This is a genomic window from Sphingomonas sp. TZW2008 (assembly GCF_002117915.1).
Classification (GTDB): Bacteria; Pseudomonadota; Alphaproteobacteria; order Sphingomonadales; family Sphingomonadaceae; genus Sphingomonas.
In genome coordinates this window covers 439,129-458,770 of record NZ_BDJB01000003.1, presented here as the reverse complement: position 1 = coordinate 458,770, position 19,642 = coordinate 439,129, and the positions used below count along the sequence as shown (strand labels likewise).

The 19,642-nt window shown below is 68.7% G+C and carries 18 protein-coding genes and 1 pseudogene; 9 read left to right on the top strand and 10 right to left on the bottom strand.

Annotated elements, in window-relative coordinates; all coding sequences use genetic code 11:
- The first annotated feature begins 57 nt into the window (after positions 1 to 57).
- The 3 genes from B7L05_RS03860 (at position 58) to B7L05_RS03850 (ending at position 3,702) form a co-directional block, all read left to right on the top strand.
- Positions 58 to 1,230, top strand: coding sequence for an acyl-CoA dehydrogenase family protein (locus B7L05_RS03860; protein WP_218775986.1), 1,173 nt, complete (start codon positions 58 to 60; stop codon positions 1,228 to 1,230).
- A 119-nt stretch (positions 1,231 to 1,349) separates the two neighbouring features.
- Positions 1,350 to 2,978, top strand: coding sequence for a long-chain-fatty-acid--CoA ligase (locus tag B7L05_RS03855; RefSeq protein WP_085808873.1), 1,629 nt, complete (start codon positions 1,350 to 1,352; stop codon positions 2,976 to 2,978).
- Between the two features lie 43 nt (positions 2,979 to 3,021).
- A complete protein-coding gene (locus tag B7L05_RS03850; protein ID WP_085808872.1) occupies positions 3,022 to 3,702 on the top strand; it encodes an NnrU family protein in 681 nt (226 codons plus the stop codon).
- 6 nt (positions 3,703 to 3,708) lie between these two features.
- Here B7L05_RS03850 and B7L05_RS03845 read toward each other — a convergent pair whose 3' ends face one another.
- The 6 genes and pseudogenes from B7L05_RS03845 to B7L05_RS03820 all read right to left on the bottom strand — a co-directional run bounded on the left by B7L05_RS03845 (position 3,709) and on the right by B7L05_RS03820 (position 7,501).
- Positions 3,709 to 4,254, bottom strand: coding sequence for a molybdenum cofactor guanylyltransferase (locus B7L05_RS03845; RefSeq protein WP_085809090.1), 546 nt, complete (start codon positions 4,252 to 4,254; stop codon positions 3,709 to 3,711).
- A gap of 165 nt (positions 4,255 to 4,419) precedes the next feature.
- Positions 4,420 to 4,964, bottom strand: a pseudogene (locus tag B7L05_RS03840) (glycine zipper 2TM domain-containing protein).
- 93 nt (positions 4,965 to 5,057) lie between these two features.
- Positions 5,058 to 5,486 (bottom strand): OsmC family protein, encoded by a 429-nt coding sequence (locus tag B7L05_RS03835; RefSeq protein ID WP_085808871.1) that lies wholly within the window; start codon positions 5,484 to 5,486, stop codon positions 5,058 to 5,060.
- Between the two features lie 77 nt (positions 5,487 to 5,563).
- The gene (locus B7L05_RS03830; RefSeq protein ID WP_144037112.1) at positions 5,564 to 5,872 is read right to left on the bottom strand and encodes a glycine zipper 2TM domain-containing protein; all 309 of its coding nucleotides are present in this window, start codon (positions 5,870 to 5,872) and stop codon (positions 5,564 to 5,566) included.
- Positions 5,873 to 6,023: 151 nt separating this feature from the next.
- Entirely contained in the window at positions 6,024 to 6,839 is an 816-nt protein-coding gene (dapD, locus tag B7L05_RS03825) for a 2,3,4,5-tetrahydropyridine-2,6-dicarboxylate N-succinyltransferase (RefSeq protein ID WP_085808870.1), read from the bottom strand.
- On the bottom strand, positions 6,836 to 7,501 hold the full coding sequence (locus tag B7L05_RS03820; protein ID WP_085808869.1) for a pyrimidine 5'-nucleotidase: 666 nt from the start codon (positions 7,499 to 7,501) through the stop codon (positions 6,836 to 6,838). Before B7L05_RS03820 ends, dapD begins: the two co-directional genes overlap by 4 nt.
- A 171-nt stretch (positions 7,502 to 7,672) precedes the next feature.
- Between B7L05_RS03820 and B7L05_RS03815 the strand changes: the two genes are divergently transcribed.
- Positions 7,673 to 8,668 (top strand): LLM class flavin-dependent oxidoreductase, encoded by a 996-nt coding sequence (locus tag B7L05_RS03815; RefSeq protein WP_085808868.1) that lies wholly within the window; start codon positions 7,673 to 7,675, stop codon positions 8,666 to 8,668.
- A 22-nt stretch (positions 8,669 to 8,690) separates the two neighbouring features.
- On the opposite strand, the gene B7L05_RS03810 is transcribed toward B7L05_RS03815, so the two are convergent.
- Entirely contained in the window at positions 8,691 to 10,070 is a 1,380-nt protein-coding gene (locus B7L05_RS03810; RefSeq protein WP_256926591.1) for an ATP-binding protein, read from the bottom strand.
- A gap of 39 nt (positions 10,071 to 10,109) precedes the next feature.
- Here B7L05_RS03810 and B7L05_RS03805 point away from each other — a divergent pair, with 39 nt between their 5' ends.
- A complete protein-coding gene (locus B7L05_RS03805) occupies positions 10,110 to 10,355 on the top strand; it encodes a hypothetical protein (protein ID WP_085808867.1) in 246 nt (81 codons plus the stop codon).
- Here B7L05_RS03805 and B7L05_RS03800 read toward each other — a convergent pair.
- The 3 genes from B7L05_RS03800 to B7L05_RS03790 all read right to left on the bottom strand — a co-directional run bounded on the left by B7L05_RS03800 (position 10,331) and on the right by B7L05_RS03790 (position 12,504).
- Positions 10,331 to 10,993, bottom strand: coding sequence for a response regulator transcription factor (locus tag B7L05_RS03800; RefSeq protein ID WP_085808866.1), 663 nt, complete (start codon positions 10,991 to 10,993; stop codon positions 10,331 to 10,333). The two genes, B7L05_RS03805 and B7L05_RS03800, sit on opposite strands and share 25 nt — an antisense overlap.
- A 60-nt stretch (positions 10,994 to 11,053) precedes the next feature.
- Positions 11,054 to 11,350, bottom strand: a complete 297-nt coding sequence (locus tag B7L05_RS03795) for a hypothetical protein (RefSeq protein ID WP_085808865.1) — start codon at positions 11,348 to 11,350, stop codon at positions 11,054 to 11,056.
- 110 nt (positions 11,351 to 11,460) lie between these two features.
- Positions 11,461 to 12,504, bottom strand: coding sequence for a mannose-1-phosphate guanylyltransferase/mannose-6-phosphate isomerase (locus B7L05_RS03790; RefSeq protein ID WP_085808864.1), 1,044 nt, complete (start codon positions 12,502 to 12,504; stop codon positions 11,461 to 11,463).
- A gap of 212 nt (positions 12,505 to 12,716) precedes the next feature.
- Here B7L05_RS03790 and B7L05_RS03785 point away from each other — a divergent pair, with 212 nt between their 5' ends.
- The 4 genes from B7L05_RS03785 to B7L05_RS03770 are packed head-to-tail and all read left to right on the top strand — an operon-like array spanning position 12,717 to position 19,620.
- Positions 12,717 to 14,105 (top strand): TIGR03013 family XrtA/PEP-CTERM system glycosyltransferase, encoded by a 1,389-nt coding sequence (locus B7L05_RS03785; protein WP_085808863.1) that lies wholly within the window; start codon positions 12,717 to 12,719, stop codon positions 14,103 to 14,105.
- A gap of 1 nt (position 14,106) precedes the next feature.
- A complete protein-coding gene (prsK, locus tag B7L05_RS03780) occupies positions 14,107 to 16,176 on the top strand; it encodes an XrtA/PEP-CTERM system histidine kinase PrsK (RefSeq protein WP_085808862.1) in 2,070 nt (689 codons plus the stop codon).
- Positions 16,173 to 17,519 (top strand): PEP-CTERM-box response regulator transcription factor, encoded by a 1,347-nt coding sequence (gene prsR, locus B7L05_RS03775; protein WP_085808861.1) that lies wholly within the window; start codon positions 16,173 to 16,175, stop codon positions 17,517 to 17,519. The genes prsK and prsR overlap by 4 nt, the downstream gene beginning before the upstream one ends.
- Positions 17,512 to 19,620: a tetratricopeptide repeat protein gene (locus B7L05_RS03770; protein ID WP_256926590.1), complete on the top strand. Its 2,109-nt coding sequence runs from the start codon at positions 17,512 to 17,514 to the stop codon at positions 19,618 to 19,620. Before prsR ends, B7L05_RS03770 begins: the two co-directional genes overlap by 8 nt.
- The last annotated feature ends 22 nt before the right edge of the window (positions 19,621 to 19,642 follow it).

The following is a 19,642-nucleotide window of genomic DNA, read 5'->3' as shown; positions in this document are numbered from 1 at the left end:
ACGAAACGAAACACGACAAGAGCCTGGGGCTCGGGCAACAATGATGCGGGAATGACGATGACGAGAGGCCAGGAGATCGCCGCCAAGGTCGAGGCATTCGTGCGCGAACAGATCGTGCCGTACGAACGCGATCCGCGCTGCGGCGATCACGGGCCGTCGGACGCGCTGGTGCAGGAGATGCGCGGGCTGGCGCGCGCGGCCGGCGTGCTGACGCCGCACATCCTGCCCGACGGTGACCATCTGACGCATCGCGAAACCGCCGACGTGCTGCGCGCGTCGGGCCTGTCGCCGCTCGGGCCGCTGGCGGTCAACGTGATGGCGCCCGACGAGGGCAACATGTACCTGCTCGGCAAGAAGGCGAGCCCCGAGCTTAAGGAACGCTTCCTCAAGCCGCTCGTCAGCGGCGACGCCCGCAGCGCCTTCTTCATGACCGAGCCGGCGATGGACGGAGAGGGCGGTGGTGGCGCTGGATCCGACCCGTCGATGATGCGCACCACGGCGGTGCGCGACGGCAATCACTGGGTCATCGACGGCCGCAAGACGTTCATCACCGGCGCGGACGGCGCGAAAGTCGGCATCGTCATGGCCAAGGCCGACGAAGGCGCGTCGATGTTCCTCGTCGACCTGCCCGATCCCGCGATCCGCATCGAACGCGTTCTCGACACGATCGACAGCTCGATGCCCGGCGGCCATTCGGTGGTCACGATCGACAATCTGCGCGTGCCGGCGGACCAGATGCTCGGCGATCCGGGTGACGGGTTCAAGCTCGCGCAGGTCCGCCTCGCGCCTGCGCGTCTCACGCACTGCATGCGCTGGCATGGCGCGTGCGCCCGCGCGCACGAGATCGCCACCGATTACGCCAACCGTCGCCACGCCTTCGGCAAGCCGCTGGTCGATCACGAGGGCGTCGGCTTCATGCTCGCCGAAAACCTCATCGATCTGAAGCAGGCCGAATTGATGATCGATTGGTGCGCCGACGTGCTCGACACTGGCGTGCTCGGCACGGTGGAAAGCTCGATGGCGAAGGTTGCGGTGTCGGAGGCGCTGATGCGCATCGCCGATCGCTGCGTCCAGGTGATGGGTGCGACGGGCGTCAGCGGCGACACGATCGTCGAGCAGGTGTTCCGCGAGATCCGCGCCTTCCGCATCTACGACGGCCCGACCGAGGTGCACAAATGGAGCCTCGCGAAGAAGGTGAAGCGTGACTGGAAGGCGGCGCAGGCGGCCTGATCCGGCACGGTCCAGCCGGGGTTGTGCGGGCATGACGCGTGCCGCACAGTTTCGGCTTGGAACATGACAACAAGGAGTGCCGGGATGCACCCGGCACGACGACGATGGAGAGAAGATCGATGCTGGGCCTGATGCAGTCGGGGCAATTGACGGTCGACACGTTCCTCGATCACGCCGCGACATGGTCGGGCACGCGCGAGATCGTGTCGCGCGACGCTGCGGGCATCGTGACGCGCAGCGATTACGCGGCGGTGCATGCGATGGCAAAGCGCGTCTCGTCGGCGCTCGCGCGTGCCGGCATCGGGCAGGGCGATCGCGTCGCGACGATGGGATGGAACACGCATCGCCACCTCGCCGCCTGGTACGGCGCGACGAACATGGGCGCGGTGCTCCACACGCTCAATCCGCGGCTGTTCCTCGAACAGATCGCCTATATCGCCAATCACGCGGGCGATCGCATCCTGCTCGCCGATCCCAATTGCGCCGAAACGATCGCGCAGCTGCTGCCGCAGGCGCCAGGGATCGAGCGCGTGATATTCCTGTGCGACGCGGCCGCAATGCCGCGGACCGACTATGCCGCGACCGCGTTCGACGATTGGATCGCGGGCGAGCCGGCGGAATATGCCTGGGGCGGGTTCGACGAGAATCTCGCCTGCGGGCTGTGCTACACCAGCGGCACGACGGGCAATCCCAAGGGCGTGCTCTACTCGCACCGCTCGAACTACCTCCATACGATGCTGACGCTGCAGGCCGACGCGCTCGCGCTGTCGGCGCGCGACACGGTGCTGCTGGTGGTCCCGATGTACCACGCCAACGCGTGGGGCGTCGTCTATTCCGCGCCCGCGGTCGGCGCGAAGCTGGTGCTGCCGGGGCCGCAGATGGACGGCCAATCGATCTGCGACCTGATCGAGCAGGAGGGCGTCACCTATTCCGCCGCGGTGCCGACGGTGTGGCAGGGTCTGCTGCAATATCTGCGCAGCTCTGGCCGCAAGCTCGAGACGCTGCAGCGCGTGACGATCGGCGGTTCGGCGGTGCCCGAGATGCTGGTGCGCGCCTTCCACGACGAATTCGGCGTCGAGGTGGTGCAGGGCTGGGGGATGACCGAGACGTCGCCGTTGGCGACGCTCTCCTCGCCCAGCGCCGAGGTCGCGGCAATGGACGCGGACGCGCAGGTCGCGCACAAGATCAAGCAGGGCCGGCTGATGTGCGGGCTCAAGTTCAAGCTGACCGACGACGCGGGCACGCCGCTGCCGCACGACGGCGAGACGTTCGGCCGGCTGAAGATCAAGGGGCCAACGATCGTCGAATCCTATTTCGGCGGGGAAGGCGGCGAGATCCTCGACGCGGACGGCTATTTCGATACCGGCGACGTCGCGACGATCGACCAGCGCGGTTACATGACGATCACCGATCGCGCGAAGGACGTGGTGAAGTCGGGCGGCGAGTGGATCAGCTCGATCGAAATCGAGAATATCGCCGCCGGCCACCCGGCGGTGGCGCTTGCTGCCGTCATCGGTGTCGCGCACCCCAAATGGGACGAGCGGCCGATCCTGCTGTGCCAGCTCAAGCCCGGCGAAGCGGCGGCGAAGGAAGACCTGACCGGCTTCCTCGATGGCAAGATCGCCAAATGGTGGATGCCCGACGACGTCGTCTTCGTCGACGAAATTCCGCTCGGCGCGACGGGCAAGATCGACAAGAAGCTGATCCGCCAGCGCATGACGGGCTATCAATTGCCGTTTGCAGGATAGCGCGGCTTGCGCCATGTTGACGCCGCTTACTTAGGAGGCGGCAATGGGTAACCTGGTGCTGGCAGCGATCGCGTTCGTCGGGACGCACTTTCTCCTGTCGCATCCGCTACGCGCGCCAATCGTGCGGGCGGCGGGGGAGCGCGGGTTCCTGGGAATCTACAGCCTCGTCGCGTTCGCCACGCTGATCTGGCTCGCGCTGGCGTATCGCGCCGCGCCGCCGGCCGCGCCGCTGTGGCCCGTCGGCGACGCATTGTGGGCGATCGGCACCGTAGTGATGGCGGCGGGAGCGATCCTGTTCATGGGATCGCTGGTGCGCAACCCTGCGCTGCCCGAGGCCCGGACCGTCACCGTACCGCAAGCGCGCGGCGTGTTCGCGATCACGCGCCACCCGATGATGTGGGGCTTTGCCTTGTGGGGCGTAGTCCACATCCTCGTCTATCCCGATCCGTCGAACATCGTTCTCTCGCTCGCCGTCATCGTCCTCGCGCTCGTCGGCGCGCACCTGCAGGATCGCAAGAAGGCGCGGCTGCAACCCGATTTCTGGCCCGCGTGGCAGGCACGGACGAGCTACTGGCCGTTCGCCGCGATCGCCGCCGGGCGTGCGCGGGTCGGAACGATCGGAATGCACGCGCTCGCCGGCGGGCTGCTCGTCTGGCTGGTCGCCACCTGGGCGCACATCCCGCTCGCCGGCTGGCGCGCAGGCATCTGGCGCTGGATCGGGTAGCTGCGATCAGCCGCCTAGCGCGGCGAGATCGGCGGGCGTGTTGACGTTGGGCGGCAGTCGATCGACGTCGACCGCGCGCGCCTCGATCGCCGCGGCCCAGCGCCGTACCGCGCGTGGACGGTCGTCGGCCAGCCACTGCGCGAGCGGCGCCGCCAGCCTTGCCGGCCACCAGCCGATCACGGGCAGGTCGCGCAGATAGGCCGGGCCGTCCTCGCCGAGGATGTGGCGCAGGTCGGCGGGCAGCAGCGGCGCGTCGCACGGCACGCTGAGCACCGCGCTAAAACCGTAGTCCACAGCGTAGCGCAGCGCGCCCGCGAGCGCGCCAAGCGGACCGAGGCCGGGGGCGGGCACGTCGGCAATGCTCGTCAATGCGGGGTGGACACGCCCGACAACGGCGAGCGCATCGACCTGCGGCGCGAGCGCGGCAGCGACATGGTCGAGCAGCGTCGTGCCGCCGAGCAGCGCGTCCGCCTTGTCCGACCCGAAGCGCGACGATCGGCCGCCCGCGAGGATTGCGCCAAGCACGCGGGGTGAGGGTTGGCTACCGGTCATGGAGCAGGTGTTAGCAGGCGGCGCGGACGGCGGCGACGATTGGCGGAGTTCCGAATAATCGCGCCGGACTGCATCGATCCCGCGGGCCGGAAAAGGGAAGGGCCCGGCGATCACTCGCCGAGCCCCGGGGTACGCGCCGTTACTTCCGGCTGAAACGATTTACCTTCAGCGGCAGACCACGTTGCCGCGATCGATCGACGCGCCGAGCGCCGCGCCTGCGCCTGCGCCGAGCAGCGCGCCGAGCGTGTTCGAACGGCCGTTCGCGATCAGGCTGCCGAGCACGCCACCACCCAGACCGCCGATGATCAGCCCGTCGTGCCGTCACCGCGGCGGCAATAGTAGCGGCCGTTGTTGCCGCGATAGACGCGGTCGGCACGCGACAGGCGGCGCGGCTGGTAGTAGCGGCCGTCACGATAGAAACTGTCGGCGTAATAATAGCGCTGACCCGGCGGCAGACGATTGTAGTCGAACTGGCGCCACTGGCGATAGTCGCGACGATAATCCTGACGGGCGTCGCGCACATCACGGCGATATTCACGATTGGCACGGCGCACGTCGCGCGGCGAATCGGCATTGCGCAGATCGCGGCGATAGTCGCGCTCCGCCTGGCGGACGTCCTGACGATATTCGCGCGCCGCACCCGACTGGGCGGTCGCAGGCATCGCGGCGACGGTGGTCGCGGCGAGCGCCGCGGCAAGAACGATACGCATCACGTTACTCCTTGATGGCGATGCGGGTAGAACAGTGAAGGCGCGACGTAGTTGCGTGAACCAGAAACTACGTCGCGTTCATGCGCGCGTCAGTTACTCGGCGAGCGAATGCTTAAGCGTGATCTCCGCCTTAAGTACCTTTGACACCGGGCAATTTGCCTTTGCTTCCGCTGCGATGTGATCGAAGTCGGCGGCAGCGATGCCCGGCACGCTGGCACGCAGATCGAGTTCGGACTTGGTGATGGTGAAGCCGTCGCCATCCTTTTCCAGGCTGACCTTGGCGTGCGTCTCGAGCGTGCCCTTCGTATGTCCGGCGCGCGCGAGTGCGAAGCTCAGCGCCATGGTGAAGCAGCTCGCGTGCGCGGCGGCGATCAGCTCCTCGGGGTTCGTCCCCGGCGTGTCTTCAAAGCGCGTGGCGAAGCCGTAGGACTGATCGGCGAGCGCGCCCGACTGGGTTGATACCCAACCCTTGCCGTCCTTGCCGAGGCCTTCGTACCGGGCGGAACCACTGTGAACGGGCATCGAAACGTCTCCTGCAAACCAAAAGGGGCGCGACCGTAACGATCGCGCCCCCGAAAGGCTTCACAGAAGAAGATCGCTTAGCGGCAGCGACGGCTGCTCGTCCCGCGCTCCACCTCGCGACCGGCAAGCGCGCCTACGGCAGCACCGCCCAGCGTGCCGAGCGTCCGGTCGCCGCGCGTGTCGATCGTGCGGCCGAGCAGCGCGCCGGCGACACCGCCGACGACGAGGCCGGTCGTGCCGTTCGGTTTGCGGCAGCGCAGGCGGCCGTCGTTGCCGCGCCATTCGCGATACTTGTAACGGCGCTGCGCGTCCGCCTCGGTCGTGGTGGCGACGAGCGTTGGCAGAACCATCGCGGAGGCGCCGAGCGCCAGCAACATCTTACGCATGATACTCTTCCTTTCGGATCGGGTCGAAAAAAGCAGTGACGCGATCGTAACGTGCGCTTGTGGCTCGGGTTGCATGAACCTGAAACAACGACCCGTTCAGAGTGCGAAACTACTGCGCTCGTCGATCGCAGCGGAGAGGCAGCGTCCGGCGTCAGTCCCGCAGCAGCTCGTTGATGCTCGTCTTCGACCGCGTCCGCTCGTCGACGCGTTTGACGATCACCGCGCAATAGAGGCCGAGGTTACCGCCCGTCGTGCCGGGCACCACCACGGCATAGGGTGGCACTTCGCCGATAAAGGTCTCGCCGGTCGCGCGATCGATGATCTTGGTCGAGGCGCCGAGATATACGCCCATCGAGAGCACCGCGCCCTCGCCGACGCGCACGCCTTCGGCGACTTCGGAGCGCGCGCCGATGAACGCGCCGTCGCCGATAATGACGGGATCGGCCTGCAGCGGCTCGAGCACGCCGCCGATGCCCGCGCCGCCCGATAGATGGACGTTCTTGCCGATCTGCGCGCAGCTGCCCACCGTCGCCCAGGTATCGACCATCGTTCCTTCGCCGACATGGGCGCCGATGTTGACGAAACTCGGCATCAGGATCGCACCCTTGCCGACAAAGGCGCCGCGCCGCACCACGCTGCCGGGCACCGCGCGGAAGCCGGCGGCGCGGAACTCGGTCTCGCTCCAGCCGGAGAATTTCGATGGCACCTTGTCGAACCAGTGTCCCGCGCCCGGCCCGTTGTCGATCAGCGCATTGTCGTTGAGCCGGAACGACAGCAACACCGCCTTCTTGAGCCACTGGTTGACGCGCCAGCCGCCGCTGGCGTCTGGCTCGGCGACGCGCGCGGCGCCGCTGTCGAGCAGCGCCAGCGCGCGGTCGACCGCGATGCGCACCTCGCCGCTGGTGGAAAGGCCGATCTCGGCGCGGTTTTCCCAGGCGGCGTCGATGGTGGTTTCGAGTTCGCTCATGCCGGTTCCAATATCCCCTGAAGCCACGCCGTCAGATCGGGCGTCGTGTAATCGATGAAGCTGCGATCGGCGTCGGCGGCCTGCTCCGATCCGTTGTCGACCCACACCGTCGTCATGCCGATCGCCTTGGCGGGCGCTAGGTTGCGCGCCATGTCGTCGGCGAACAGCGCGCACGCCGGATCGATCGCCAGCGCCTTGCACAGCCCGGCATAGGCCGACGGCGCGGGCTTGGGCGCGAGATCCATCGCGTGGATGTCGTGCACCGCCTCGAAACTCTCGCCGAGGCCGAGGCGATCGAGCACGCGCCGCGCATAGGGCGCATCGCCGTTGGTGAAGACGACCTTGCGGCCGGGTAGCTTGGCGACGGCGGCGACGAGCGGCACGTTGCGTTCGAGCACGTCCATCTCGATGTCGTGGACGTAGGCGAGGAAATCGTGCGGATCGACGTCGTGCTCCGCCATCAGCCCAGCGAGCGTCGTGCCGTGGCCGAGGAAGTACGCCTTCTGGATCCGCCGCGCCTCGACCCGGTCGAGATCGAGCAGGCGCGCGATATAGTCGGTCATCTTGGCGTCGATGCGCGCGAACAGATCGGCGCTCGACGGGTAGAGCGTATTGTCCAGATCGAAGATCCAGGCGCTGACGTGATCGAGGGCCGGTGGCATCGGCTGCGGGCTCTACGCGACGCGCGCCCGCGCGGGCAACCCCGGCTGCTTTGCGCGCATGCCGCCCTCAGCCGCGGTGTCTGGCGCCAACCCGAAGCCGCATAGCGAAGCTTTGGCGGGGCGAAGCGGGGGATGGTTGCGATCAGCAACCCTTCGGCCCACATTCAATCCATGACCCAATATTCGCTGCTCGATCTCGTCCCCGTCGTCGAAGGCCGCACGGTCGCCGACGCACTCGCCAACGCCGCCGATCTCGCGCGGCATGCGGAGGCGGTGGGGTTCAACCGCTACTGGGTGGCGGAGCATCACGGCATGGCGGGCATTGCGTCGGCGGCGACCTCGGTGGTGATCGCGCATGTCGCGCAGGCGACGAAGACGATCCGGGTCGGCGCGGGCGGGATCATGCTGCCTAACCATGCGCCGCTGCAGATCGCCGAGCAATTCGGCACGCTCGACGCGCTGTTTCCTGGCCGGATCGACCTAGGTCTGGGGCGTGCGCCGGGCAGCGACCAGCGCGTCGCGCACGCGATGCGGCGCAATCTCGATACCGATCCCAACGCCTTCCCCAACGATGTGGTCGAGCTGCAAAGCTATTTCGCCGACGACGGCCGTACCGGCATCCAGGCGACCCCCGGGGCGGGGGCGGCGCCGCAACTATGGATCCTTGGCTCGTCGACTTACGGTGCGCAGCTCGCAGCGATTCTCGGCCTTCCTTATGCCTTTGCGTCGCACTTTGCGCCCGACGCGCTCGATCAGGCGATGGCGATCTACCGCCGCGATTTCCGCCCGTCGGCGCAGCTCGAGAAACCCTATGCGATGGCAGGGTTCAACGTCTTCGCCGCCGACACGCACGCCGAGGCGGAATATCTCGCCAGCTCGCAGCAGCAGGCGTTCGTCGCGCTGCGCACCGGCAACCCCGGCAAGATGAAGCCGCCGGTCGAGGGCTATCGCGAGAGCCTGCCGCGCGCGCATTCGGCGATTCTTGATCACGTGCTGTCGTGCAGCGCGGTCGGCACGCGCGACGAGATCGCGGCGGGGATCGCGGCGTTCGTCAAGCGCACCGGGGTCGACGAAGTGATGCTGACAAGCAGCATCTACGACCATGATGCGCGCAAACACTCGATCGCGATTGCGGCCGAGGCGATGCGCGTTCCCGAATTCGCCTGAGCGCGCTTCAAAACCTGCCGCGTCAGCCCGCCATCGGCAGTCGCAGCCGGACGAGCAGCCCGCCCAGGTCGTCGCTTTCCTCGAGGCTGACGGTGCCCTCGTAGATTTCCGCCACGTCGCGCACGATCGCGAGGCCGAGGCCGGTGCCGGGCTTGCCGGTATCGAGCCGTACGCCGCGATCGAAGATGCGGATGCGGTCCTCCTCCGGGATGCCCATGCCGTCGTCCTCGACCATGATCTCGACGAAGCCGGCCTGCGCGCCGACGGTGACGAACACGCTGCCACCGCCGTATTTCGCGGCATTCTCGACCAGATTGCCCATGATCTCGTCGAGATCCTGCCGCTCGATATGCGCGACGAGGTCCTTCGGCCCATCCATGTCGATGCGCACGTGCGGGTAGAGCCGCTGTACGGCGCGCTCGACCGACTCGACGCTTGGCCATACCTCCGCCCGGCTGTGCGCCGAGCCGCGGCGCCCAACCGCGCGGGCACGGGCGAGGTGGTGATCGACCTGGCGGCGCATCGTCCGCGCCTCGCGCACCACGGTATCCGCGAGATCGTCCGACTGCGCGGTCGCTGCGTTCATGATGACGGTCAGCGGCGTCTTAAGCGCATGCGCGAGATTGCCCGCGTGGCGGCGCGCCTCCTCCGCCTGCGTCTCGTTATGCGCCACGAGCGCGTTGAGCTCCTCCACCATCGGTGCGACCTCAAGCGGCAGCGGGCCGGCGACGCGATTGATCCGCCCGCCGCGCATCCGCGCGATCTCGAGCCTGAGGCGGCGCAGCGGCAGCAGGCCGTAGAAGGTCTGCAACGCGGCGAGCACCATCAGCCCGAGCCCGAGCAGCAGGAAGCTGCGCACCAGCGTCCGCCGCAGCGCGCCGATCTGCGCGTCGAGCCCGTCACGGCTCTGGGCGACCTGGAACCGCCAGCGAACCGTGGAGCCCGGCAGCTTCACGTCGCGCTCGACGATGCGCAGCTTCTCCGCGCCGAACTGGCGGCTGTCGTAGGTGTGCACCGCGCGATCGTCGTGGACGACACCATAGGCGAGCTGGCGATCCCACAACGAGCGCGAGGGAAACGCCTCGCGCCCCTTGGCGGAGACCTGCCAGTAGAGCCCTGAATAGGGCTCGAGGAAACGCTGATCGGCTGGCTCGCGGTTGAACACCACCTCGCCCTCCGGCCCGATCTCCGCCGAGACGAGCAAAGAGCGTAGCACGTATTCGAGCTGGTCGTCGAAGTTCTGCGTCACCGCTGAGGTAAGTACCCGGTCGAGCGCGAAGCCGCCGCCGGCCAGCAGCAGCGAAATCCACAGCGCCGCAATCACGATCATCCGCCGCGTCAGCGAGCCTGAATGCGTGATCGGCGCGCGCGCAGCGCTCTCGTCGTCCTTCGGAACCATCATGATTTACTGTTGTTTGACGCAACCGAAGGGAGACCAGTCGTGTCGCGTACCTTTCCGTTGTTCGCCATCCTGTTTCTCGGTGGTCTGTTCGTCAGCCTCCTCGGCGGCTTCCTGCTCGCCTCCTGGACCGTCGCCGGCATCATCCCTGCCTACGCCGCACCGCCGTCGCTGGCGCAGGCCGCACCCAGCATCGACGATAAATGGCGCGGGGCGGGGTATGAGCGCATCGGCCTGTGGGAAGAACCGCGAGCCGAGGATCTCTACGCGGGTTCTTCCAGGCTGTAACCCAGCCCGCGGATCGTGGTGATTACGTCCTGTCCCAGCTTCTTGCGGATGCGCGTGACGAACACTTCGATCGTATTCGAATCGCGATCGAAGTCCTGATCGTAGATATGCTCGATCAGCTCGGTGCGGCTGACCACCTTGCCCTTGTGGTGCAGCAGGTATGATAGCAGCTTGTATTCCTGCGCGGTGAGCTTCACCGGCTCGCCCGCGCGCGTGACCTTGCCCGAGCGCGTATCGAGGCGGATATCGCCGGCGGTAAGTTCCGACGAAGCGTTGCCCGATGCGCGCCGGATCAGCGCACGCAGGCGCGCGATCAGTTCTTCGGTCTGGAACGGCTTGGCGACGTAATCGTCGGCGCCCGCATCGAGCCCGGCGACCTTGTCGGACCAGCTGTCGCGCGCCGTCAGCACGAGCACCGGCGTCACCTTGCCTTCCTTGCGCCAGCGATCGAGCACGGTCAGCCCGTCGATCTCGGGCAACCCAAGGTCGAGTACGATCGCATCGTAATTCTCGGTCGATCCGAGGAAATGGCCTTCCTCGCCATCGGTGGCGAGGTCGATCGCATAGCCCGCGCCCTCGAGCGTGTTCTTCAACTGCTGGCCCAGATTGGGCTCATCCTCGACAATCAGGACGCGCATGCTCACTCCCTTGTTCGATGGCGCGGACTAGCATCCCCCGCCGCGCCGCGACAGTCTCGTTCATTTGCCGGTACGGCCGATCACCTGGCCCGAGCGGCCGTCGACGTCGACCCAGATGACGGTGCCGTCGCGCAGGAACTTCAGCGTGTAGACCGCGCTCGGCATCTCGAAGTCGAAGCCGATATACTGCGCGTCCTTCATCGTCGGCACGACGCGCTTCTCGATCTCGCGGATCGACAGGATGCGTCCCTCGCGCAGCGCCCGCCACGCCGCCACGCCGTCGCGCTGCCCGTCGCCCGGCTGGGCAGCGGCCGGCGACACGGCGAGCAACAGGGGCAGGGCAAACCACATCCTCATGCCCGCTCGCATAGCCCCAAGCGATTGAACACCCTGTGAATAGCCGTCACCGCGCCGCATCGTGCCGTGGCGGGAATGTCACAGCCCGATACCGGTCACGATCGCCCCGATCAGCCCTTCATCGCCTCTAGGAGCTTCTTCACCTCCTGGCTGCGCCCGCGCGGCAGGATCAGGATGTCGTTGCCCGAGGCGACGACGATAAGGTCGCTGACGCCGACCATCGCGATCCGCGCCCCGTCGCTGCGCGCGAGGCAGTTGGCGGTATCGACCGCGATCACCTCGCCTCCAAACGCGTTGCCCGCATCGTCCGCCTGGCTGATCGCGTGCAGCGCGTCCCAGCTGCCGACGTCGTTCCAGCCCATCGCCACCGGCACCACCGCGACGCGATCGGCCTTTTCCATCACGGCATAATCGATCGATTCGCTCGGTGCCTCGGCGAAGGCGGCGGCGGCGGGATGCAGCCGCGAACCCGAGCGATCGCCCTGCGCCAGCGAGCGGCGTACCGCGTCGAGCATCGTCGGCTCGTGCTGCGCCAGCGCGTCCAGGAAAGCGTCGGCGCGAAATAGGAAGATGCCGCCGTTCCACGCGTGGTCGCCGCTCGCCAGCATCGCCTCGGCAACGTCGCGCGGCGGCTTCTCGACGAAGCGGTCGACGCGGTGGACGCCGGACGCGATCGGCGCGCCGACCTTGATATAGCCGTAGCCTGTCTCGGGCGCGTCGGGCGTGATCCCGAAGGTGACGAGCCAGCCGTCCTCGACCAGCGGCAGCGCCGCCTCGATCGCCTGCTGGAAGGCGGCGACATCGCCGATGACGTGATCGGACGGCATGACGAGGAGCGGCGCCGATGGATCGGGCGCCGCCAGCGCCGCGAGCGCGATTGCCGGCGCGGTGTTGCGGCCGACGGGCTCGAGGATCAGCGCCTGCGGCCGCACGCCGATCGCCGCCAGCTGATCCTCGATCAGTTCGGTGTGGCGCGCATTGGCGACGACGATCGGCGCGTCAAACCGTTCGCCAACGGCGCGCGCGGCGGTTAGCTGGAGCATCGTCTGCTCCGCGGTCAGCGCCAGCATCTGCTTGGGCCGCTCGGGCGTCGACATCGGCCACAGCCGGGTTCCCGACCCGCCGGAAAGGATGACGGGAACGATCAGCGACATCAATACAATCCCCACGATTATAGGCCGCCGGTCGGGCGCGAACCGGCGTAGCTTAAGCGAATCAATTTAGATGCTCCCCGAGCGCCTAACACACGGCAACGGATTTCGATCCGCCCGCGGCCACGTTCAGCCTTTCTTTGCCATTTGCTGCGACACCGTGCCTGTCGGATTGTCTTACAGATCGGGCGAACGGACGGACGGGCGTTGCGCGGATGATCAGGATTTTCAAACACTACGTCCCCAATGCGGTGGCGCTGCTCGGGCTGATCGACGTCCTGCTGCTGCTGCTGGCGGCGGAGCTCGGCTGGCTGCTGCGCGCCTGGCAGATCGACATGGTCCCCGAGCCGGTCTGGACGCGCACGCCGCAGCTGCTCGGTTTCGCCGCCCCGCTGTTCGTCGCGATGGTGGCGGTGGGCGCCTATCACGCCGACGTGCTTGTTTCGACGCGACAGGCGGTGATGCGGCTGATCGTCGCGGTATCGCTCGGCATCATCTTCCTCAGCCTGCTCTACTTCTTCCTGCCGACGGTCACGCTGTGGCGATCGAGCCTGTTCTACGCGATGCTGTTCGCGATCGGCGGGCTCGCCGCGGCGCGCATCCTGTTCGGCCGGATGCTGGGCGGTGAGCGCTTCAAGCGGCGCATCGTCGTGCTGGGCGCTGGCAATCGTGCGGCACGGCTGAAGGCGCTGGAGCCGATGACGGGATCGAGTTTCGTCGTCGCCGCCTATGTCGCGATGGGCGAGCCGACACTCGCGATTGCGGACGCGGTGCCGCGTGCCGACATCCCCAATCTTGCCGCCTTCGTCGTCGAGCGCGGCGCGACCGAGGTCGTCCTAGCGATTGAGGAACGCCGCAACGCGCTGCCGCTCAAGGACCTGCTGCGGGTCAAGACGACAGGCGTGCACGTCAACGAGATATCGACCTTCCTCGAGCGCGAGACGGGGCGGATCGACCTCGCCAGCGTCAATCCGTCGTGGCTGATTTTCTCCGATGGGTTCGCGTCGGGCCGCGTCCTTTCCGGCATGGCGAAGCGCGCGTTCGACGTGGTGGCGAGCGCGCTGCTGCTCGCGCTCGCGCTGCCCGTGATCGTGGTAACGGCGATCGCGATCAAGCTGGAAAGCCGCGGCCCTGCCTTCTATCGCCAGCGCCGCGTCGGGCTCTACAATGAGGGCTTCGATATCCTCAAGCTGCGCTCGATGCGGCAGGATGCCGAGGTTGCCGGCCGCCCCGTCTGGGCGGCGCAGGACGATCCGCGCGTCACCCGCATCGGCCGCTTCATCCGCAAGGTGCGGATCGACGAGCTGCCGCAATGCTGGAGTGTGCTGAAGGGCGAGATGAGCTTCGTCGGCCCGCGTCCCGAGCGGCCGCAGTTCGTCAAGGAACTCGAGGACCAGCTACCCTTTTACGCAGAGCGCCACATGGTGAAGCCGGGGATCACCGGCTGGGCGCAGATCAACTATCCTTATGGCGCGTCGATCGAGGATGCGCGGCACAAGCTTGAATACGATCTCTACTACGCCAAGAATTACTCGCCGTTCCTCGATCTGTTGATCCTGCTGCAGACGCTGCGCGTCGTGCTATGGCCGGCGGGCGCACGCTAGCGTGACCACTGCACCGCTGACCCTATGGACGCACGCGCTCGCGGCGCTGCTGTTCGGCATGCTCGCGCTGGCGCAGATCCGCGCAGGGGGCGGGGGGCTGCCGCGCGCAACCTTCATCGCCGCGCTGATCGCCACCGCTCTGTGGGCGCTCGCCGTCGCTGGGATCGACAGCCGCGACGTCGCGACCCGCGTCGCCGAATCGGTGCGCAATCTCGCCTGGCTCGCCTTCATGTACGCGCTCGCGCGGCGTGACGGCGCCCACGCGCCGTTGCGCTGGGTGAGTGGCGTCTACGGTGCGGTCGCACTCGTCGCGATCGGCTGCGCGATGCTCGCGCTCGTATCGGCCACCGTCAGCGATCGCGCGGCGCTGTCGGCGCTCAGCTATACCCGCGTCGCGCTCCGGATGCTCGTCGCGGCCGCGGCGCTTGTGCTGGTCCATCAGCTGCGCGCCGGGGCGCTGTGGCGTGCGCGCGGCGGCATGCGGATCGTCGGCATCGCGCTGATGCTGATGTGGGGCGTCGATCTCGCGGTCTACGCCGGCGCCTGGCTAACCGACAGGTGGCCCGCTGGGCTGATCGACGCGCGCGGCGCGGTGATGGTGGCATTGGCGCCGCTGTTCGGCCTAGCCGTGCAGCGCGACGGCGAGTGGACGTTGCAGGTGTCGCGCACCGTGGCGCTGCAATCGCTGTCAATCGTGACGGCGGGTCTTTACGTCGTCGTCACCGGGTTGGTGATGGGGGTGATCGCAGCATTCGGCGGGGATCACGCGCGCATCGCGCAGACCGCCTTTGTGCTCGGCACCGCGGCGGCGCTAATGACGATCGTCTCAACGCCGTGGGTGCGCGCCTGGGCCAAGGTGCAGGTGGCGAAACATCTCTTCAGCCACCGCTACGATTATCGCAGCGAGTGGCTTCGCTTTACCGAGACGCTGGGATCGCCCGGCGTCGAACTCGCCTCGCTCGACCGCCGCGTGATTAAGGCGATCGCCGACCTCACGGGCTCGCCCGGCGGCGCGCTGCTGGTGCCCGACGGCGCGGCGCTTGGCGCGGGTGCCGATTGGGCGTGGCCCGACGCCCCGCTGCCACCCGAGCCGGACACTGCGCTGTTCGCGCACCTTGCCGGCACCGCACGGATCATCGAGATCGACGCGGTGCGCGCCGGCACCGCGGATCCCGCCGACGTGGCGGCGGTAGGCGACTGGCTGCGTGACAGCAGCACGGCATGGGCGGTGGTGCCGCTGCTGCATTTCGACCGCCTCGCCGGCGCTGTGGTGCTGCACCGACCGATGCTCGACCGTGCGCTCGATTGGGAGGACTTCGACCTGTTCGGCGTCGCCGGGCGGCAGGCGGCGAGCTACCTCGCCGAGGCGCGCGCGCATGCCGCGCTCGCCGACGCGCAGCGGTTCGACGAATTCAATCGCCGCTTCGCTTTCATCATGCACGACCTGAAGAACCTCGTCAGCCAACTCACCCTGGTCGCGCGCAATGCCGAGCGGCACGCCGACAACCCCGCGTTCCGTGCCGATATGGTCGCGACGCTCACCGATTCGTCGCAGCGGATGAACGCGCTGCTCGCCAAGCTGTCGCAGCATCACGGCAGCCGCGGTGAGCCGGTGCGCGCGGTGCCGCTGCTGGGGATCGCGCAGCGCATCGCAGACGGCCGCCGCGCGCAGCATCCGGTGCTGGTGAGCGGCGACGCCGGCGTGGCGGCGATCGCCGATCCCGTCGCGCTCGAGACGTTGGTCACACACCTCGTGCAGAACGCGATCGAGGCGAGCGCGCCCGACGCACCTGTCACGCTCGCGGTCGCGGCGGCAAATGGGGCAGCATCGATCACCGTCGTCGATCGCGGCTGCGGCATGACGCCGGCCTTCGTGCGCGATGAGCTGTTCCGCCCGTTCGTCTCCGCCAAGCCCGGCGGGTTCGGATTGGGCGCCTTCGAGGCGCGGCAGCTGGCGGAGGCGATGGGGGGGACGATCGGCGTGGCGAGCCGCGAGGGGGAGGGGACGCGCTTCTGCATCACCCTGCCGCTCGCGCCGCCGAGCGATGCAGTGATGGGAATGGCGGCATGACGGGTTCGCGCAAGCTGTTGATCGTCGAGGACGATCTGGGACTGCAGCGCCAACTGCGCTGGGCGTACGAGGGCTATGACGTGATCGTCGCGGGCGATCGCACCAGCGCGATCGAGGCCTTGCGCGCGGAGGAGCCGGGGGTGGTGACGCTGGACCTTGGCCTCCCGCCCGATCCCGACGGCACCAGCGAGGGGTTCGCGGTGCTCGCGGAAATCCTCGCCTTGAAGCCCGATACCAAGGTGATCGTCGCCTCGGGACACGGCGCGCGCGAGAGCGCCTTGCGCGCGATCGCCGACGGCGCGTGGGATTTCTACCAGAAGCCGATCGATATCGACGCACTGGGACTGATCGTCGCGCGTGCCTTTCACGTCCGCGATCTCGAGCAGGAGAACCGGCGGCTGGCGGCGAGCAGCGCCGCGCCCGCGCTCGGCGGCCTCGTCACGGCCGCGCCCGAAATGGCCAAGGTGATGCGTACGATCGAGCGCGTCGCGCCCGCCGACGTGTCGGTGATGCTGCTCGGCGCGAGCGGCACGGGCAAGGAACTGCTCGCGCGCGGGCTGCACGATGCGTCGCGCCGCGCGGGCGGCACGTTCGTCGCGATCAACTGCGCCGCGATCCCCGAGACGCTGCTCGAGAGCGAACTGTTCGGGCACGAGAAGGGCGCGTTTACCGGCGCGGTGAAGACCGTCGAGGGCAAGATCGAGCAGGCGGCGGGCGGCACGCTGTTCCTCGACGAGATCGGCGACGTGTCGCTGCCGCTCCAGGTAAAGCTGCTCCGCTTCCTGCAGGAACGCGTGATCGAGCGGATCGGCGGGCGCAAGCCGATCGCCGTCGACACGCGCATCGTGTGCGCCACGCACCGCGATATCGACGCGATGGTCGCCGACGGCAGCTTCCGCGAGGATCTCTATTACCGCCTAGCCGAGATCGTCGTGCGCATCCCGACGCTGGCCGAGCGGCCCGGCGATGCAGCGCTGCTCGCGAAGCATTTCGTGCGGCGCTACGCCAAGGCGATGAACCCCGCGGTGACGGGCGTAGCGCCCGATGCGCGCGCGGCGATCGATTCGCACCGCTGGCCCGGCAATGTGCGCGAGCTCGAGAACCGCGTGAAGCGCGCGGTGATCATGGCCGACGGCAAGCTCGTGACCGCGGCCGATCTTGACCTCGACGATGTCGCCGACACGCCGATCAACCTGCGCGCGATCCGCGAGCGAGCCGATCGCGAGGCGATCCGCCACGCGCTGTCGCGCGCGGACGGCAACATCTCGCAGACCGCGCGGCTGCTCGGTGTCAGCCGCCCGACGCTGTACGATCTGCTCAAGAGCTACGACCTTCATGCTTGAGGAACCGCGCCGCTACCCGATGTTGCGCGGCCGGCGCCGTGCGTCGCGCCGCCTCGCGCGCCCGGCGTGGCTCTCCGCGAGCGTGTTGCGTCTCGTCGCCGGGCTCGCGCTCGCCGGCCTGCTCCTCGGCGGGATCGTGCTGCTCGCACGCCGCGCCGCCGCGCCCGATCCGCGCGGCGCGCTCTCGGCCAGCCTCGCCGCACTCGACCGCGGCAACTATAGCGCGGCACGCAATCACGCGCTGGTCGCCAGCAAGGGGCCCGACGGCGCGATCGCCAGCGCCGTGCTCGGCCGCATCTATCTTCTTCTCGGCGAAGGCGTCGCGGCGGAAGGCGCGCTCAACCGAGCGGTCGCGGGCGGCGTCTCCCGGGCGCGGCTGCACCAATTGTTCGCCGACGCGTGGCTGGCGCAGGACGACCCCGATCGTGCGATCGCTGAGGCCGCGCGCACCGCGCCGCGCTACGCCATCTACGCCCGGCGCGTGGCCGCGCGCGCACTTGCCGCGAAGGGCGACGTGCCGGGCGCGACACAGGCGCTGCAAGCAATCGTCGCCGTTAACCCGCGCGACGCCGAGGCGTTCGCCGATCTCGGCCGCATCCGCTTTGACGCTGGCGACGTGCGCAGCGGCGGCGAGGCGGCGCAGCGCGCGCTCGCGCTTGATCCGGCGAACCTCGCGGCGACCGTGCTCGTCGGGCAGGTGGTGCGCAGCCGCTTCGGCCTCGTCGCCGCGCTGCCGTGGTTCGAGCGGGCGCTGGCGCGCGATGCTTACTATCAGCCCGCACTGATCGAATATGCCGCGACCGCGGGGGACGCTGGGCGCTACGCCGACATGCTCGGCGCGACACGGCGCGCGCTCGCCGCGCGACCCGGCGATCCGCAGGCGCTGTATCTCCAAGCAGTGATGGCGGCGCGCGCCGGCAAGCGCGATCTCGCGCGCGCGATGCTCGGCCGGATGAACGGCGCCAGCGGGAACACAGGCGCCGTCCTGCTCACCGGCCTGCTCGCCTATGCCGACGGCGGCTACGAACAGGCGGTGGCGAGCTTCCGCGAGGTCGTCGCGCGGCAGCCGATGAACCTCGTCGCGCGGCGGCTGCTCGGCGCCGCGCTGCTTCGTTCGGGCGATGCGCAGGGCACGCTCGACGTGCTCGAACCGGTCGCCACCCGCCGCGACGCGGACAGCTACACGCTCGGTCTCGTCGCGCGCGCGTTCGAGGCGAAGGGCGCGCGCGACTGGGCGGCGCGCTTCCTCGATCGTGCCGCCCGGCCGGCGCTCGCCGGGCCGACATCGTTCGGCAGCGACAATGGCGTCGCAGTACTCGCCAACGCCGTCGCCGCGGCGCCGGGCGATCCCGGCGCGGCCGTCGCCTTTATCCGCGGTCTCCTCGATGCCGGCGACGGCGCGGCCGCGCTGCGCGAGGCGCAGGGGATCGCCGACGTCTCGCCCGGCGTGCCCGACGCGCAGCTGCTCGCCGGTGACGTCTATGCGACGCAGGGGCAGTTCGCGCCCGCGCTCGCCGCCTATCGCCGCGCGGCGGACCTGCGTTTCGACGCGCCGACGCTGCTGCGGCTCGCCGACGCGGCGGACCGGGCCGGGCAGCGGCGGCTCGGCGCAGAGGCGCTAGCATTGTATCTCTCGCAGAACCCGCAGAGCATCGTCGCGCGGCGGGCACTCGCCAATCTGCAACTCGGTGTGCGTGACTGGGCCGCTGCGATCGACACGCTCGAGGGACTGCGTGCCGATATCGGCACGCGCGACGCGGTCGTGCTGGCGCAACTCGGCTACGCCTATGTCGGGGCGGGCGACGCCGATACCGGGCTGGTCTACGCGCGGGCGGCGCATCGGCTGGTGCCGATGAACCCGGCGGCGTGCGACGCCTATGGCTGGGCGTTGTACGAAGAGGGCGATGCGCGCGCCGCGCTGCCGCTGCTCGCCAAGGCCGCGACGCTCGCGCCGCAGCACGCCGGCATCCGCTGGCACCTCGCGCAGGCGCTGGCTGAGCTCGGCCGGGGGGCGGAGGCGCGGCAGGCGATATCGCGCGCACTCGCCGACCCCGCTTTCCTCGATCGCAAGCCCGCGCTGGCGCTGCTCGCCGCGCTGTAGCAAGCGTTGCGCGGGGCGGGGC

Excerpts from the sequence above, each read along its gene's own strand:
- B7L05_RS03845 (WP_085809090.1), bottom strand. The coding sequence starts at position 4,254 with ATGACCGGTAGCCAACCCTCACCCCGCGTGCTTGGCGCAATCCTCGCG.
- B7L05_RS03770 (WP_256926590.1), top strand. The coding sequence starts at position 17,512 with ATGCTTGAGGAACCGCGCCGCTACCCGATGTTGCGCGGCCGGCGCCGT.
- B7L05_RS03860 (WP_218775986.1), top strand. The coding sequence starts at position 58 with ATGACGAGAGGCCAGGAGATCGCCGCCAAGGTCGAGGCATTCGTGCGC.
- B7L05_RS03850 (WP_085808872.1), top strand. The coding sequence starts at position 3,022 with ATGGGTAACCTGGTGCTGGCAGCGATCGCGTTCGTCGGGACGCACTTT.
- B7L05_RS03785 (WP_085808863.1), top strand. The coding sequence starts at position 12,717 with ATGATCAGGATTTTCAAACACTACGTCCCCAATGCGGTGGCGCTGCTC.
- dapD (WP_085808870.1), bottom strand. The coding sequence starts at position 6,839 with ATGAGCGAACTCGAAACCACCATCGACGCCGCCTGGGAAAACCGCGCC.
- B7L05_RS03835 (WP_085808871.1), bottom strand. The coding sequence starts at position 5,486 with ATGCCCGTTCACAGTGGTTCCGCCCGGTACGAAGGCCTCGGCAAGGAC.
- B7L05_RS03855 (WP_085808873.1), top strand. The coding sequence starts at position 1,350 with ATGCTGGGCCTGATGCAGTCGGGGCAATTGACGGTCGACACGTTCCTC.
- B7L05_RS03820 (WP_085808869.1), bottom strand. The coding sequence starts at position 7,501 with ATGCCACCGGCCCTCGATCACGTCAGCGCCTGGATCTTCGATCTGGAC.
- prsR (WP_085808861.1), top strand. The coding sequence starts at position 16,173 with ATGACGGGTTCGCGCAAGCTGTTGATCGTCGAGGACGATCTGGGACTG.
- B7L05_RS03795 (WP_085808865.1), bottom strand. The coding sequence starts at position 11,350 with ATGAGGATGTGGTTTGCCCTGCCCCTGTTGCTCGCCGTGTCGCCGGCC.
- B7L05_RS03815 (WP_085808868.1), top strand. The coding sequence starts at position 7,673 with ATGACCCAATATTCGCTGCTCGATCTCGTCCCCGTCGTCGAAGGCCGC.
- B7L05_RS03790 (WP_085808864.1), bottom strand. The coding sequence starts at position 12,504 with ATGTCGCTGATCGTTCCCGTCATCCTTTCCGGCGGGTCGGGAACCCGG.
- B7L05_RS03830 (WP_144037112.1), bottom strand. The coding sequence starts at position 5,872 with ATGCGTAAGATGTTGCTGGCGCTCGGCGCCTCCGCGATGGTTCTGCCA.
- B7L05_RS03810 (WP_256926591.1), bottom strand. The coding sequence starts at position 10,070 with ATGATGGTTCCGAAGGACGACGAGAGCGCTGCGCGCGCGCCGATCACG.
- B7L05_RS03800 (WP_085808866.1), bottom strand. The coding sequence starts at position 10,993 with ATGCGCGTCCTGATTGTCGAGGATGAGCCCAATCTGGGCCAGCAGTTG.